The 15,252-nt window shown below is 65.4% G+C and carries 14 protein-coding genes and 1 tRNA gene; 4 read left to right on the forward strand and 11 right to left on the reverse strand.

The features are described 5' to 3' along the window. Positions 1 to 167: 167 nt before the first annotated feature. The 5 genes from SPI01S_RS02575 to hcp form a co-directional block, all read right to left on the reverse strand. Positions 168 to 743, reverse strand: a complete 576-nt coding sequence (locus tag SPI01S_RS02575; RefSeq protein ID WP_066717749.1) for a PEPxxWA-CTERM sorting domain-containing protein — start codon at positions 741 to 743, stop codon at positions 168 to 170. 429 nt (positions 744 to 1,172) lie between these two features. Further along, positions 1,173 to 2,408, reverse strand: a complete 1,236-nt coding sequence (locus SPI01S_RS02580; RefSeq protein ID WP_066717752.1) for a tyrosine-type recombinase/integrase — start codon at positions 2,406 to 2,408, stop codon at positions 1,173 to 1,175. Positions 2,409 to 2,572: 164 nt separating this feature from the next. Continuing rightward, positions 2,573 to 2,647 (reverse strand) — tRNA-Glu (locus SPI01S_RS02585). A gap of 54 nt (positions 2,648 to 2,701) precedes the next feature. Then, positions 2,702 to 4,468, reverse strand: coding sequence for a single-stranded-DNA-specific exonuclease RecJ (gene recJ / locus SPI01S_RS02590; protein ID WP_066717755.1), 1,767 nt, complete (start codon positions 4,466 to 4,468; stop codon positions 2,702 to 2,704). A 99-nt stretch (positions 4,469 to 4,567) separates the two neighbouring features. Further along, positions 4,568 to 6,208: a hydroxylamine reductase gene (hcp, locus tag SPI01S_RS02595; protein ID WP_066717758.1), complete on the reverse strand. Its 1,641-nt coding sequence runs from the start codon at positions 6,206 to 6,208 to the stop codon at positions 4,568 to 4,570. A gap of 134 nt (positions 6,209 to 6,342) precedes the next feature. Here hcp and SPI01S_RS02600 point away from each other — a divergent pair, with 134 nt between their 5' ends. Continuing rightward, entirely contained in the window at positions 6,343 to 6,762 is a 420-nt protein-coding gene (locus SPI01S_RS02600) for an RrF2 family transcriptional regulator (RefSeq protein WP_066717761.1), read from the forward strand. Positions 6,763 to 6,765: 3 nt separating this feature from the next. Here SPI01S_RS02600 and SPI01S_RS02605 read toward each other — a convergent pair whose 3' ends face one another. The 3 genes from SPI01S_RS02605 to SPI01S_RS02615 form a co-directional block, all read right to left on the reverse strand. After that, the gene (locus SPI01S_RS02605; protein WP_066717765.1) at positions 6,766 to 7,494 is read right to left on the reverse strand and encodes a 2OG-Fe(II) oxygenase; all 729 of its coding nucleotides are present in this window, start codon (positions 7,492 to 7,494) and stop codon (positions 6,766 to 6,768) included. Between the two features lie 75 nt (positions 7,495 to 7,569). Further along, the gene (locus tag SPI01S_RS02610; protein WP_066718863.1) at positions 7,570 to 8,475 is read right to left on the reverse strand and encodes an RcnB family protein; all 906 of its coding nucleotides are present in this window, start codon (positions 8,473 to 8,475) and stop codon (positions 7,570 to 7,572) included. A 107-nt stretch (positions 8,476 to 8,582) separates the two neighbouring features. Beyond that, positions 8,583 to 9,056, reverse strand: coding sequence for a (2Fe-2S)-binding protein (locus tag SPI01S_RS02615; RefSeq protein ID WP_066717767.1), 474 nt, complete (start codon positions 9,054 to 9,056; stop codon positions 8,583 to 8,585). A gap of 78 nt (positions 9,057 to 9,134) precedes the next feature. On the opposite strand from SPI01S_RS02615, the gene SPI01S_RS02620 reads away from it, so the two are divergent. Further along, positions 9,135 to 9,944: a DODA-type extradiol aromatic ring-opening family dioxygenase gene (locus SPI01S_RS02620; protein WP_066718866.1), complete on the forward strand. Its 810-nt coding sequence runs from the start codon at positions 9,135 to 9,137 to the stop codon at positions 9,942 to 9,944. Between the two features lie 21 nt (positions 9,945 to 9,965). Here SPI01S_RS02620 and SPI01S_RS02625 read toward each other — a convergent pair whose 3' ends face one another. The 3 genes from SPI01S_RS02625 to SPI01S_RS02635 form a co-directional block, all read right to left on the reverse strand. Then, on the reverse strand, positions 9,966 to 10,307 hold the full coding sequence (locus tag SPI01S_RS02625) for a hypothetical protein (RefSeq protein WP_157084539.1): 342 nt from the start codon (positions 10,305 to 10,307) through the stop codon (positions 9,966 to 9,968). Between the two features lie 89 nt (positions 10,308 to 10,396). After that, positions 10,397 to 11,158, reverse strand: a complete 762-nt coding sequence (locus SPI01S_RS02630; RefSeq protein ID WP_066717773.1) for a class II aldolase/adducin family protein — start codon at positions 11,156 to 11,158, stop codon at positions 10,397 to 10,399. A 64-nt stretch (positions 11,159 to 11,222) separates the two neighbouring features. Continuing rightward, positions 11,223 to 12,650: a helix-turn-helix domain-containing protein gene (locus SPI01S_RS02635; RefSeq protein ID WP_066717776.1), complete on the reverse strand. Its 1,428-nt coding sequence runs from the start codon at positions 12,648 to 12,650 to the stop codon at positions 11,223 to 11,225. 104 nt (positions 12,651 to 12,754) lie between these two features. On the opposite strand from SPI01S_RS02635, the gene SPI01S_RS02640 reads away from it, so the two are divergent. Both SPI01S_RS02640 and mce read left to right on the forward strand, forming a co-directional pair. Next, positions 12,755 to 14,281: an acyl-CoA carboxylase subunit beta gene (locus SPI01S_RS02640; protein WP_066717779.1), complete on the forward strand. Its 1,527-nt coding sequence runs from the start codon at positions 12,755 to 12,757 to the stop codon at positions 14,279 to 14,281. Positions 14,282 to 14,769: 488 nt separating this feature from the next. Next, on the forward strand, positions 14,770 to 15,189 hold the full coding sequence (mce, locus tag SPI01S_RS02645) for a methylmalonyl-CoA epimerase (protein WP_066717782.1): 420 nt from the start codon (positions 14,770 to 14,772) through the stop codon (positions 15,187 to 15,189). The last annotated feature ends 63 nt before the right edge of the window (positions 15,190 to 15,252 follow it).

The following is a 15,252-nucleotide window of genomic DNA, read 5'->3' on the forward strand; positions in this document are numbered from 1 at the left end:
CTTTTGAGGTCAATGCGGCGTTTTGCCGGGCCTGCGGTGCGGAAGCGCCAATTCGGCATGCGATAAGATGCAAGGTTGCACGGTGCGGCGGCTGTGTTGCTGCGAGGCCGCAGCAGAAAGCCGCCAGCCTTTGGGCCAGCGGCTCCCTCTTGTTGTGGTGGGGGAGATCAGGCGAAGCGGACGGTCGTGTTCGCCGCCCGACGGCGGCGGAGCGCGCCACCTGCCATGCCGACGCCGGCAATCATCATCGCCCAAGCAGTGGGTTCTGGGACCGCGGATGCGGTGGCAATCTGCTGTACGCCAGCCTGAGAGATGCCACCCCCGAAGTTCTTAACAGTGATGCTGATGCGGTTGTAGCTGCCGCCGCAGAGAGCGCTGCCGGTATAGCAGAGAAAGTTGATGGTCGAGCCAACCTGCGGGTTCTGGAACAGAACGGCCCCGGAGCCGGAGAAATCGAAGAACAGGCCCGTTGCCGTTGCGGTCAGCGCGGGGGCGTTGAAAAACAGAAGTTGTGAATTGGAGGGGCCATTGATCAGGAACGATCCGCCGGCGTCCGTGAGGTTAAACTGCCAGTCGAGGACGTTGACGCGCGCGAGAAGGCCCAGCGTCCCGTCGGTCTCGATAGAACCTGTTGCGCTGACGCCGTTGCCCGACACGTTTACGATGTAGGTGGCCGCAGAAGCAGGCGTGGCCATCGCCATCGCCGTCGCTGCCGCAAATGCAAGCATCTTGGTCTTCATCATGCCTATCCCCTCCAAAACGGGTTATGTTGCCGTTGCAGGATATATTTAACGAAGTCCGCGCACGTATAATAGTATGAAGTTTTTGGAATAGTCACAGAGTCCCGAATCGGGACTTTAGTCAGATATCGAGTTAGATTTACGCTAGCGGCACAAGAACTTAGCACCCGTATTTGAAATTTCCGGATTTGGATGTCCAAACGATGTAAAGACAAATGTCGACATACAGGAATATGTCAACGACCGCACTGGGCAGGAGGCGCTAGTGTGGAATTGCTGATGCCGAGCACCACCGCTGCGCGACCCATCAGGACTGCCATCGGCCGGTTTCAGCCCAAACGGTCGTTCTTACCCGTTTATGGGAACGGCTTAAGTTGGTCGACTGCGGCCTCCGCGTGCTGCTGATCGGCAGTGGCGGCGTTTCCCATACGACTAACCTCGATTGTCAGCCGCTTGTCCGAACTTTCCGTTCAACACCTTCGCACCGTCGCGCAGGAAGTCGAGGTGGTCGGACCAGTGCTGCATCATGCGCACGCGTTCGTCCCAATATTCGCCTCGGGTGTAGGCGCGGCGGACGGCATTGTTGTCGCAGTGCGCGAGCTGTCGTTCGACGGCGTCGGGGTGCCATAGACCCATTTCGTTGAGCAGCGTGGCCGCCATCGCGCGGAAGCCGTGGCCGGTCATTTCGTCCTGCGCATATCCCATTCGGCGGAGTGCCGCATTGATCGTGTTCTCCGACATCGGCTTTCGGACGGATCGGAGGGATGGGAAGAGATAGCTGCTATAGCCTGCGTCGTGCTCGATCGAGGCGAGGATCGCGAGCGCCTGGCGGGAGAGGGGGATCGCATGCGCTCGCCGCATCTTCGTCTTGTGCGGCGGAATGGTCCAGATCGCCCGTTCCAGATCGAAGTCCTGCCATTCTGCGAAACGTAGCTCGCCAGGGCGGACGAAGACGTGTGGCAGGAACCGCAGCGCCGCGAGGGTGTTCGGCTGCCCCTGGAATCCCTCTATGGCCCGCAGAAGCTCTCCTGCGGCCTTTGGCGTGGTAACTGCGGCACGATGTGCTGGCTTGGGCGCGATCAGTGCGCCGCGGAGGTCGGCGGCGACGTCACGCTCGGCGCGTGCGGTCGCAATCGCGTAGCGAAATACCTGCGAGCAGGTACTGCGGAGCCGCTTTGCCGTCTCGTAACGCGCGTTGCCCTCCATCTTCCGCAGCATCAGAAGCAGTTCCTGTGCGGAGATCGCAGCGATCGGACGTTTGCCGATCGACGCGTTGATGAAACCGAGGAGCCAGCGAAGCTTCTTCATCGTGACCGGCGAACGGCCTTCTTTTTCGACCTTGGACAGCCATTCGTCCGCAACCGCTTCAAAGCTGTTGGAGGCAGCCACGGTCGCCGCTACCCGATTGAGTTTGATCCGCTCGGCGGGATCTTCGCCGCGGGCCAGCACCTTCCGCGCGGCATCACATTCGGCGCGTGCTTCTGCCAGACCGGTGTCGGGCCAAACGCCGAAAGCGAGGGTCTTTTGCTTCCCGTAATGCCGATAGTTCATGCGCCAATAGCGTCCGCCGGATGGCGTCACGAGCAGGTAGAGCCCGTCTCTATCACTTAGCTTGTACGCCTTGCCGCGAATCTCTGCGGCTTTGATGGCAACCACCGACAGCGCCATGATGGTATCTCCCGTCGAAGCGACCGGCACATGCCATCAAAAATACCATCAGCTTGCTGGTATGTAGTGGGATTCTGCCAGCTTGAACGAGAGACTTATACCACCAAAAAACCGCAGAAAACAGCCAGTTATGGCATGCTCTGGAATGCCTTGGGAAGGCAATTTGGTGACCCCTACGGGAATCGAACCCGTGTTTCAGCCGTGAAAGGGCCGCGTCCTAACCGCTAGACGAAGGGGCCAACTGCGTGGCGTGGAGCGGCCGAATAGGGGGCGATTCCAAAGCCGTCAAGCACTCATTCTGCCCATGCAGCATCTTCTATGTGCAATTCTGCTGCCGGGCGGCTCCCCCAGGTGTCCACCTTGGCGCGGCCGGCCAGCCACAGGCGGCGGTGCGACGGGGCGGAGAGCAGCGCCTGGCCCAGCTCCGAATCGGCTTGGCGGAAGGCGACGGCCTTCAGGCTCTGCCCGTCCGGCCCGGCGACGATCACGCGGACATGGCCACCCGAGCCGACCACATCCGCCTTCAACACCCGGACCGGACCCGCCGCGATTCGCGGTGCCGGCCAGCCCATGCCATATGGCCCGCCCGCTTCCATCGCCTCGACCAACGACGGGTTCACGCCCGCCGGGCTCAGCACCGCATCGAGGAGCAGGGCGCGCTCGCCCCGCGCCGCGGCGATTCGCCCGGCAAGGCGCTCCTCAAGAAACGCCGCCAACGCTTCCACCTGGTCGCCCGCTACCGTAACGCCGCAGGCCATCGCATGGCCGCCGCCGGCGATCAGGAGGCCGGCATCCTTGGCCGCGAGCACGGCCGCACCCAGATCGACGCCGGGGATCGATCGACCCGATCCCTTGCCGATCCCGTCCTCGCCCAGCGCGATGACCAGCGCGGGCCGGCCGAACTTCTCCTTCAGCCGTCCGGCGACGATGCCGATCACGCCTGGATGCCAGCCGTCTCCGGCGACCAGCGCGACCATCCGCTCGCCGCTCGCCATGCACAGCGACTCGGCCGCGGCCTGCACCTCCGCCTCGATCGCCCGGCGCTCCTCGTTGAGCAGGTCCAGTTCGGCGGCGATGGCGCGCGCCTCGGCGGGGTCGCGGGTGGTGAGCAGGCGGACGCCGAGATCCGACTTGCCGACCCGCCCGCCGGCGTTGATTCGGGGGCCCAGCGCGAAACCCAGATCGGTGCAGGTCGGCGCGCGGGTAAGGCGCGAGGACTCGATCAGCGCGGCGATGCCGATGTTCCGGCGCTGGGCCATGACCTTGAGGCCCTGCGCCACGAAGGCGCGGTTCAGCCCCTTGAGCTGCGCCACATCCGCGACGGTGCCGAGCGCGACGATATCGAGCAGGTCGAGCAGGCGCGGTTCGGCCCGGGTGGCGAAATAGCCGCGGGCCCGCAGGGTGCGCACCAGCGCCGCGCCGAGCAGGAAGGCGACGCCCACGGCGGCGAGGTGGCCATGTTCCGCGCCTTCGGTCTCGTCCAGCCGGTTCGGGTTCACCAGCGCGTGGGTGACCGGCAGTTCGGTCGTGCATTTGTGATGATCGACGACGATCACATCGGCATTGGCATCCCGCGCCATCGCCAGCGCCTCGAATGCCTGCGCGCCGCAATCGACCGTGACGATCAGCCCGTGGCCCTGTTGCTTCAATCGCACCAGCGCCTCGCCGGACGGGCCATATCCCTCCATCAGGCGATCGGGGATGTAGGGGGTCGCTTCCAGTCCCAGATCGCGGAGCAGCAGGATCAGCAGTGCGGCGGAGGTGGCGCCGTCCACGTCGTAATCGCCGAAGATCGCGACCTGTTCGCGCCCCTCGACGGCGTCGGCCAGGCGTTCGGCGGCGCGGTCCATGTCGCGGAAGATCGAGGGGTCGGGCATGAACGCGCGGATGCTCGGGGTGCGGTGCCGCTCGAGGTCGGCGCGGTCGACCCCGCGGGTCAGCAGCAGCTGGGTGACGAGATCGTCGGGAGCGAAATTCGGGTCGCGCGCGTCGGCGGCGAGACCCCGCCAGCGCCAGGGCTGACCGAGGATCGAACAGTGAACATTTAGAGCTGGGGACATGGCCCTGATGTGGCCGGGGGGGTGCCGAATGTCGAGGGGGCGCATCGAAACGCCCGCCCGGCACGCGCCGCGAAACGGCGTGCCGGGCGGGCAGGCTGTTCAGGCGGCCTGGAGCATGTGCTCCAGATCGGTGCGGGCATCGCCGGTCGGGCGGATGTCGAACTTGTCGATCAGGATGCCGAGCACTTCGGGGGTGAGGAACTGCGGTAGTGTCGGGCCCAGATGGATCCGGCGCAGGCCGAGGTGCAGCATGGTCAGCAGCACGGCGGTGGCCTTCTGCTCGAACCAGCTGATCGCGTAATGCAGCGGCAGGTCGTTGACGCCGACGTTCAGCGCCTCGGCAACGGCGGTGGCGATGCGGATCGCCGAATAGGCGTCGTTGCACTGGCCGATGTCCAGCACGCGGGGAATGCCGTTGATGTCCCCCAGATCCTCCCGGTTGAAGCGGAACTTGCCGCACCCGAGGGTAAGCACCAGGCTGTCCTTAGGCGTCGCCATGGCGAGGTCGTGGAAATAGTTGCGCCCTGGCCGCGCACCGTCGCAACCGCCGATCAGGAACAGGTTGGTCACCTCGCCCCTGCCGATCATGCCGAGCAGCGTATCGGCCACGCCCATCACCGTGTTGCGGCCGAAGCCGATGGTGATCGTCTGCTCCGGCGCGTCTTCCGCAAAGCCGGGCTGGCTGAGGGAGCAGGCGATGGCAGGTGCGAAATCATGGTCCGTCAGGTGCGGCAGGCCGTTCCAGCCTACCGGCCCGGCAGTGAAGATACGGCCGGCATAGCCCTTCAGGTTCGGGTTGATCAGGCAGTTCGAGGTCATCACGATCGCGCCGGGGAAGGCGTCGAAATCCTTCTGCTGGTCCTGCCAGGCGCCGCCATAGTTGCCGGCAAGGTGGCTATACTTCTTCACGCCAGGATAGGCATTTGCGGGAAGAAGCTCACCATGGGTGTAAACGCGGACGCCGGTGCCTTGCGTCTGCTGGAGAATGGCTTCCAGATCGCCCATGTCGTGGCCGGAAACCAGCAGGCACTTGCCGGCGCGCGGCGTCATCCGCACGGCGGTGGGCTCCGGGTGGCCGAAGCGACCGGTGTTCGCCGCGTCGAGCAGTTCCATCACCTTGAGGTTGAGCGCGCCGATGGCAAGCGCGTTGCCGAGCAGCGCGTCGACATCCGTGGGATCGGTCGCGAGGAAGGCAGCGATGCGGTGGAACTCGGTGCTGATGGCGCCGTCTTCGAAACCGAGCACGCGGGCATGCTCGCCGTATGCGGCCGTGCCCTTGAGGCCATACAAGATCAGGTTGCGCAGGCCGACGATGCTCGGGCCGTCGCGGTCCATGTAGCGCTGGATCGCTGCGAACGGCGCCGCGGCGGCGAGCTCGGACGGCGTGGTGCCCGGGTTCCAGGTCGCCGGCTCCGGCAGGGCGGAGAGATCGGCGCCGGCATTCTCGGCCAGCGTACGCGCATGGGCCCGCATCGCCAGGGCCTTGGTGATCAGCGCCACGAAGCGGGTGTCGTCGAAATTGACGTTGGTGAGGGTGGTGAACCAGGCATGCGGCGTGAAGGCATCCACTGCTGCATCCCGCGCACCACGGGCCGCCGCGCGATCGGCATAGACCGACACGCCCTGCATCACCCGCAACAGCACGTCCTGCAGGTCGGCGACCTGCGCCGTCTTGCCGCAGGAGCCCATTTTGGCGGCGCAGCCACCCTTGTTCGATTGTTCGCACTGGACGCAGTACATCGCCGGTCTCCGGTAAAGCTGAATTGCAAATTCCGGTTATGCCGCGTTCAAGCTCCGCTCTTTGACCGGCATCAAACCCTAGTAGATGTCCCAGGTGCATCTGCACGTTTCGACAGCTAGGGAGCGGATGTCCCATGCAACTGACCCGCCATACCGATTACGCACTGCGGCTGCTGATCCACCTGGGCAGCATGGCAGAGCCGCGTATCGCCATTGCGGCGGTAGCGGAGGTGCAGGGGATCTCGGCAACGCATCTCATGAAAATCGCCAACGGCCTGGCCCATGCCGGCTTCATCGAGGCGTTGCGCGGCCGGGGCGGCGGCATTCGGCTGGCGCGCGATCCGGCAGAGATCAATCTGGGCGCCGTGCTGGAGGTCACCGAGCCACGCTGTGCACTTGTCGATTGCACCGGCTGCCGCCTCGCGCGGCGCTGCAGCTTGCCAGGGGTGCTCGACGAAGCAAGGCGCGCCTTCATGGCGGTGTTGCAGCGCTACACCCTGGCAGACGTTCTGCGCGGCCGTGTTGCCGGGATTATCGCGCCTGTAGCCGCGTAACGCTCAGTCCGCGTCGGCGTCGACCACGCCCGAACGATAGGTCTGGATCGGCGCCTTTATCCAGGCGGCTTCACGGAACCACTTGGTGATGATGTACTTGGTGCCTTCCACCACGCGCATGCCCTCGTGCAGCGTGTCGTAGTTGGGACTGCCGTCCGGGAGCATGTTGTTCCACATCACCAGCAGCCCGCGCTTCGGCTTGAAGCGGATGCCGGCGCGCGGAAACCAGGTGGCGCCGCCCTCCTCGACATTGTTGAGATACGCCATCGCCGTCCAGGTGCGCTGGCCGCCGGTTTCCAGCATCTTTTCCCAATAGACGCTGTCTTCGTGGAAATAGTCGCAATGCGCGCGGAACTGCTGGTTCTCCGCATAGCGCTGGCCCTGCATCGTTTCGGCATTCTCCACGGGAATGCCGAGCAGATCGGCGATCCGGTTGTCGACCGCCAGCACGTCCGGCGACCAGCGGTACAGGTCGGAGCTGTGGCTGGTGCGGTATTCGGGATCGTCCGTTGCAGCGAGCAGGGTAGAGGGGCGCGCATTGCTGTCGATCAGCGCCATCAGCATGTCGCAATCGGCGTCGCTGAAGAAATCAGGATAGGTATAGACCTGGGCGCGCTCCACCTTGGCGCGCCGCACGTTCGGATTGGCATCCAGCCGCGCCGCCACCTCACGCCCGATCCTCGCCCGTTCGGGGGAGGGCGACCCCTTGCTGTTGCCGTTCGTCTTGCTCACGGCAAAACTCTTTGCCGTCCACTTCGACGATTGCAAGCGGGAGCGGACGGCATCGCGGCCGCCCGCTCCCCTCGCTCACCAGAAGATGCCGTAGATCACGTCGACGACTTCGCCGGTATCGACGTCCACCAGCAGCGCATCGTCGTAATAGCGGACCCAGCGATACGGTCCCCAGACCTCCGGAAGGCGGTAGGAATAAGGATTGCCGATCCAATATTGCTGCGCGAACAGGAAACTGTCGAGCCGGTAGCCGATCGAGAACCGGCGGTATCCGTAGTTCCAGCGCGCCGGCGGGTAATAGCGCGGCAGGCGGTACAGGCTGCGGTTATAGTCGCGATAGCCGCGCCAGTCATAGCGGTGGTCGTTCCGCCAGCCATTGTTCCACACACCGCGGTCGCCTCGCCACCGATCGCCGCGATCCCAGTCACGGCGATCGTTCCAGCGACGATCCCCATCGCGACGTCCCCAGTCGCGGCCGCTGTTCCACTGGGTACGCGAACGATCGTCCGTGCGCCTGTCCTGCCAGGACTGCGGGCTGCGCACATCGCCGCGGTTTTGCCAATCGGGTCGCTGTCCGCCGCGCCAGTCACGCTGCGGCTGGACGGGGGCGGGGGTGCCCTGCGGCTGCTGAAAGGCCGGCCGGGGCTGGCCTTCGGGCCGGCGCCAGTCGCCGCGATCCATCGCCTGCGGAGCGCCCTGCGGGCGTTGCCAGCCGGGATTGCCCTGCGGTCGCTGCGCCGCGCCGCCATCCTGTGCCTGCGGCACCCCTTGCGGACGCTGCCAGCCCTGGCCGCCCTGCGGCCGCTGCCAGTTGCCGCGATCCTGCCCTTGTGCCTGGCCGCCACCCCAGCGCTGTCCGTCGCCGCGCGGTCCCTCGGGCCGGCTCCAGCCGCCGCGATGCTCGCCACGCTCCTGCGCGAGCGCGGCGGCGGGAACCAGCGCGGTTGCGGCGGCGATTGCCGCCAACAGCATCCTCTTCATCGAACCATTCTCCGGTGGCAGCAGCGAAGTCGCCCTGCCGATGCTGCTCTGATACGCGCGAAAGGCTGAGCCGGTTCTGAACTGCCCCGTCAGCCGATTGAAAGCTTTCATCCACCTTCCGCAGGGTCGCCGCGGGCGATGCGGGCCGCGTCCTGGATCGCGGCGACCAGTCGCGGATAGATCCCGCAGCGGCAGATATTGGGAATGCCCTGGCGAATGTCTTCCTCGGACGGGTTGCGATTGGTGCGGATCAGTACCGACGCCGCCATCACCATGCCGGGAATGCAATAGCCGCACTGGACGAGGTTGGCGGCAAGGAAGGCCTGCTGCACCGGGTGGCTGCGATCGGGCGACAGGCCTTCGATGGTGGTGACGAAGGTCCCCTCGATCGCGCCGATCGTCTCGCGGCAGGCGAGCCGCGCCGCCCCGTCGATGTCGACCGTGCACGCGCCGCAATCGCCGGTGCCGCAGCCATATTTGGTGCCGGTGAGGTTCGAGGCGTCGCGCAGCGCCCAGAGCAAAGGCGTCTGCGGATCCATGTCGTACTGGACCGGCTGGTTGTTGACGGTGAACCGAGTCATGGCGGCGACCCTAGCGGGAAACGACGGGTTTCCGAAACCGGCATTGTCGTGGGCGGCGGCGCGAGCGACATTCCGGCCATGACCTTACCCGCGCTCTTCCTCCCCCATGGCGGCGGCCCCTGCTTCTTCATGGACCCCGCCGGCGGCCCGCCCGATCCGATTTGGCAGCCGATGCAGGCCTATCTCGCCGGGCTGATCGGCAGCCTGTCCGAACACCCGCGCGCCATCCTGCTCGTCTCGGGCCATTGGGAAGAGCATGACGTTACGGTGCATGTCGGAGATGGTCAGCCGCTGCTGTTCGATTATTACGGCTTTCCCGAGCACACCTACCACCTGCGCTGGGACGCGCCCGGCGCGCCGGACATTGCGATGCGCGCCAAGGCATTGCTCGACGCAGCCGGCTTCGCCACCGGCGTCGAGCGCGAGCGCGGCTGGGACCACGGCGTGTTCGTGCCCATGAAGGTCGCGGTGCCGGGTGCGGATATCCCGCTTGCCCAGCTGTCGCTGCGCGCGGACCTGGACCCGGCCACGCATGTAGCGATCGGCAAGGCGCTCGCCCCCTTGCGCGACGAAGGCGTGCTGATCGTCGGCTCGGGGATGAGCTTCCACAATCTCCGCGCCCGTGGGCCGCAGGTGACGCCCTATGCCGATGCGTGGGACGATGCGCTCGTCGCGGCGGCTACCGATCCTGACCGAGCACGACGAGAGCAGCGGATCGTCGCCTGGCGCGAGTTGCCCTATGCCGAGTTCGCTCATCCCCGCGAGGAGCATCTTCTGCCGCTGATGGTGGCGATGGGCGCGGGCGGCGAGGGCGGCGAGGGCCCTGCAGTCTGCGATTACCGCGACCATGTGTTCGGCTGGGCAGTGAGCGGCTTCCGGTTTGGGTAAATGACCGAGTGCCTGGCGCTGCTACTTGGTCAGCCATACCTCTGAGACAGCACCATCGCACTTCGCGATATGAAGCGAAAGTTGACCGCCGCCGTGCGTGATGCGCATCTCACCATTCGGCAGCTTCTCTGGCGGTCGCGAGCGATACACGGACCAGTAGGATCCATGATCGACGGCCTTCACGGCCGGAAAACCATGCTTGTCCGGTTTGATGCTGAAGTCGTCAGCGATGGCCGTGTAGATCGCCCTCGCTGTCGCGGCGCTTTTCACAAGCGGTTCACCGGGTTTGCCCCATCGTTGCGGGCACATCACAGGTTCTGGGTTAGGCAGCCAGACCGCGACAATCAGCATCGGCAAGATCATAGGAACCTCTCGTTACCCAGCCTGAAAGTTGCACGCCCAGCGCCTCTCAGCAACTCAGGCGTATGACGCCTGCCGATTACGCCTACAGTCTAGTCCCGCCAGCTGCGATCGATGCGATCCACCAGCCGCACCATCGCCGCGAAGTCCGCAGCACCTGGGCCGCCGGGCACCTGCGCCATGTGCACGTCGCGCTGGTGGACGGCGACGACCTCGGGCGAAATCTCGATCGGCTGGCCCATGCTCATCGTCGCGACCTGGATCTCGCAGGCGCGCTGCAGCGCCCAGTGCTTGACGAACGCCTCGGGCAGCGTGCGCCCCATGGCGAGGATGCCGTGATTGCGCAGCAGCATCATGCGCTTGTCGCCGAGATGGGCGAGCAGCCGTTCGCCTTCCTCGTCGCGTACGGTGACGCCTTCGAAATCATGGTAGGCGATCTGACCGATGAAGTTGCACGCGTAGAAATTGGTTGCTCGCAGCCCGCCTTCCAGCGACGCGACCGCCATGCCGGCGGTGGTGTGGCTGTGCATGATGCAGTGCGCGTCGGGCAGATGCCGGTGGAACAGCGCGTGCTGGACGAAGCCCGCGCGGTTGACCGGATAGGGCGACTCGTCGAGCTTGTTGCCGTCGATGTCGATCTTGACGAGGTTCGAGGCCGTCACCTCGCTGAAGTGCAGCCCGAACGGGTTGATCAGGAACGCGCCTTCCTGGTCCGGCAGCTTCACCGTGATGTGGTTGTAGATCATCTCCGACCAGCCGAGCATGTCGAACACGCGGTAGCAGGCGGCGAGCTGCCGGCGCGCCTCCCACTCGGCGTCGCTGACCTGCGAAGTGGGGGCGAGCGCGGTTGCCATGGAACCTCTCCGATATCTTTTTAGAGGTTCGGGTATGCCATGAAGCGCCGGGCGCCCGCAAGCGTCAGCGAAAGCCGTAGGGCACGGCGCGGCGGCGATCGGGATCGATCTCGATCACCGATCCGGCGGGCGGGAAGGCGCGCTGGTCGCAGTCGAGTCGCGGGCAGATGCGGCACGATGCGCCGATCGGCGTCGCCGCGCCGCCGGTGCGCAGCGCGTCGGCATAGACGAAGTCGGCGGCGTGGGCCTCCTCGCAGCCCAGCGCCACCGCGTAGCGCCGCGGCGGGCGGGCAAAGCTGCCCGAGGGTTTCACCAGCCCCTTGGCCATCGAGACGTAGCGTGTCCCGTCGGGCATCTCGGCGAGCTGGACGAGGATGCGGTCCGGGATCGCCACCGCCTCATGGACGATCCAGAGCGGGCAGGCGCCGCCCAACGCCGCGAACTGCAGCCGCGTCGCCGAGTGCCGCTTGGTGATGTTGCCCGCCATGTCGACGCGGCAGAAGAACATCGGCAGCCCTTGCGCGCCGGGGCGCTGGAGCGTGGAAAGCCGGTGGCAGGCCTGCTCGAAGCTCACCGCGAAACGCTGGCGGAGGCGGTCGATGTCGTGGCGCACTTCATAGGCGGCGGCGCGGAAGCGGCCATAGGGCATCAGCAGCGCCCCCGCGGCATAATTGGCGAGCCCGACGCTCAGCAGCTCGCGCGCGGCGGGTGAGGCGAGGCCGGCGCGATCGATCACCACGCGCATTTCGTTGGCGAATTCATAGCGTACCAGTCGATGCGCGAGCAGGAAGGCGCGGCTTTCGGGCGGCAGCGCGTGATTGAGCGCCAGCGTCCGCGCGGCCTCGTCGAAGCGGCTGAGCTCGCTGCCGTCGCCTTGCGCGCCGATCACCCGCACGCCGTGCCACAGCCGCAGCCGGTCCTCGAACGCGCGGACGACATTGTCGTCGTCCAGCGCCAGCGCGTCGGCGAGCCCCTCGGCGGAACGATCGATCGCGTCGATATAGTTGCCCTCGGCCTGGAACCAGTCGCGCACTTCCTCCCAGGGCAGTGGCGCGGCGTCGCTCGAGCCGGTGTCGAACCGATCGTCGAGCACGCGCAGCTGCTCCTGGCTGCGGCGATAGGCGTCGTGCAGCGCGACCATCCGCCGCGCGAGCAACGGCTGCTGCTCGATACCGCGGCGGACATCGGCTTCGTCGATCCGGTCGGCGGCGACGCTGCTGTCGGTCGCCGCGTCGATCGCGCGGAGCAGCGCGGCGGTGCCGCCCTCGCCATTGATCTCGGCGGCCTCGACCGGAAATTCGCGGGCCAGCGCCAGCAGTACCCCGTCGGTGATCGGCCGGTCGTTATTCTCGATCTGCGAGAGGTAGGAGACGGAGATGCCCAGCCGCTGCGCCATCGCGGCCTGGGGGATGTTCAGACGGCGTCGCAGATCGCGCAGCCGAAAGCCTTCGAACAGGCGGCGGCGCGGGAGCAGGGGGGCGTGGCTGGCCATGGGTTCGCATAGTCTGCAAACCTCAAGCCCGCAACTTTGCAACATTGCATTTGCAGGGCTGCCGTGGCCCGGTGCAGAAGCCGCGTCCACGGAGAGAGATGCCGATGTCGTCGACGATCGAGGAACTGGAACACCGCCGTGCCGCTGCCCGCCTGGGCGGTGGCCAGAAGCGGATCGACGCGCAGCACGCCAAGGGGAAGCTGACGGCCCGCGAGCGCCTCGACGTGCTGCTCGATCAGGGCAGCTTCGAGGAGCTCGACATGTATGTCGAGCACAATTGCACCGATTTCGGCATGCAGGATCAGGTGATCCCCGGCGACGGCGTGGTCACCGGATCGGGTACGATCAACGGCCGCCTCGTCTTCGTGTTCAGCCAGGATTTTACCGTGTTCGGCGGGTCGCTTTCGGAGCGGCACGCGCAGAAAATCTGCAAGATCATGGACATGGCGATGAAGGTCGGCGCACCCGTGATCGGCCTCAACGACAGCGGCGGCGCGCGGATCCAGGAGGGCGTCGCCTCGCTCGGCGGCTATGCCGAGGTATTCCAGCGCAACGTGCTGGCCTCGGGCGTCGTTCCCCAGCTCAGCCTGATCATGGGGCCCTGCGCCGGCGGGGCGGTGTACAGCCCCGCAATGACGGACTTCATCTTCATGGTGAAGGATTCGTCCTACATGTTCGTCACCGGCCCGGATGTAGTGAAGACCGTTACCAACGAGATCGTCACGCAGGAGGAGCTGGGTGGAGCGGTGACGCATACCACGAAGTCGGGGGTCGCGGATGTGGCCTTCGAGAACGATATCGAGGCGCTGCTCGCGGCCCGCGACTTCGTGGACTTCCTTCCCGCCTCGAACCGCGAGGTGCCGCCCGAACGCGCCAGCGACGATCCCTGGGACCGGATCGACGAGAGCCTCGACACGCTGATCCCGCCGAGCGCCAACCAGCCGTACGACATGCACGAGCTGATCCGGAAGACGCTCGACGAAGGCGAATTCTTCGAGCTTCAGCCAAGCCATGCCGGCAACATCCTGATCGGCTTCGGCCGGATCGAGGGGCGCACGGTCGGCGTGGTGGCGAACCAGCCGATGGTGCTGGCGGGGTGCCTCGACATCAATGCTTCCAAGAAGGCGGCGCGGTTCGTGCGCTTCTGTGATGCGTTCGAGATTCCGATCGTCACTTTCGTCGACGTGCCGGGCTTCCTCCCGGGCGTCGGGCAGGAGCACTCGGGCATCATCAAGCACGGCGCGAAGCTGCTGTTCGCCTATGCCGAGGCGACGGTGCCGAAGATCACGGTGATCACGCGCAAGGCCTATGGCGGCGCCTATGACGTCATGGCGTCGAAGCATCTGCGCGGCGATCTCAACTATGCCTGGCCGACCGCAGAGATCGCGGTGATGGGTGCCAAGGGCGCGGTGGAGATCATCTTCCGTGGGCGTACGCCCGAGGAGATCGCCGAGCGCACCGCGGAGTATGAAGCGCGCTTCGCCAACCCGTTCGTGGCGGCGAGCAAGGGCTTTGTCGACGAGGTGATCATGCCGCACTCCACACGTCGGCGGATCGCGCTGGGTCTTCGCAAGCTGCGCAACAAGCAGCTCGAAAATCCTTGGAAGAAGCACGACAACATCCCGCTGTGAGGGTTCATGGCTAAGCTAAGTACGAAGATTGTCGGTGCAGCAGGCCAACACTTCGTTATGTACGAGCTGCTTCGCCGGAACTTTGTGGCAGCACTTACGCCGGAGGGTGTTCCAAGCGTAGATATTCTTATCTCCGATTTGGATGGTGGGAACTTGGCATCTCTTCAGGTAAAAACAGCCAGCGCCTCCAGGTCAACATGGACACTTGGGGCGAAGAACGAAGCTTTGGTGGCAGCCCGCTTATTCTATTGTTTCGTTATGCCGCGGGATGAGGAGATGGCATCACCAGACTGCTGGATAGTGCCACGCAGCGTTGTTGCGGAGCACGTACGGGTATCGCACAGAACCTGGCTCGAGGGCCAACCGAAGCGCGGACCATCGAGGAATGATAGCGACCGTCGAGCGATGCATAAAAGCTGTGAGCCTTTAGACCGGTATCCGGTCGGGTGGCTCGATCGATACAAAGATAACTGGGAAATCCTCAGAAAATGAAACTCGGCCGTCTCAACCATGTCGGCGTCGCCACGCCGTCAATCGAAGCGTCGATCGCTTTCTATCGTGACGTGATGGGCGCGACGGTAATCCGGGAACCCTTTGACCTGCCGGCGCAGGGCGTGAAGGTGTGCTTCGTCGATACGCCCAACAGCCAGATCGAGCTGATCGAGCCGCTGGGTGAGGGGTCGCCGATCCATGGCTTTCTCGCCAAGAACCCGGCCGGCGGCCAGCATCATCTCTGCTACGAGGTGCCCGACATCCACGAAGCCAAGGCATGGTTCGAAGCGAAGGGCTGCAAGGTCCTCGGCGAGCCCCGCATCGGCGCGCATGGCACGCCGATCTTCTTTGTCCATCCCAAGGACATGGGCGGTATCCTGACGGAAATTATGGAGACGCCGCGTGACGCGCATTGATCCTACCCGCGCTCCTGCGAAAGCAGGTGCCCAGAGCCACGGGCGATGCGCTTGCAACCCTGC

Origin of the sequence: Sphingomonas pituitosa NBRC 102491 (genome assembly GCF_001598435.1) — a bacterium.
Classification (GTDB): Bacteria; Pseudomonadota; Alphaproteobacteria; order Sphingomonadales; family Sphingomonadaceae; genus Sphingomonas; species Sphingomonas pituitosa.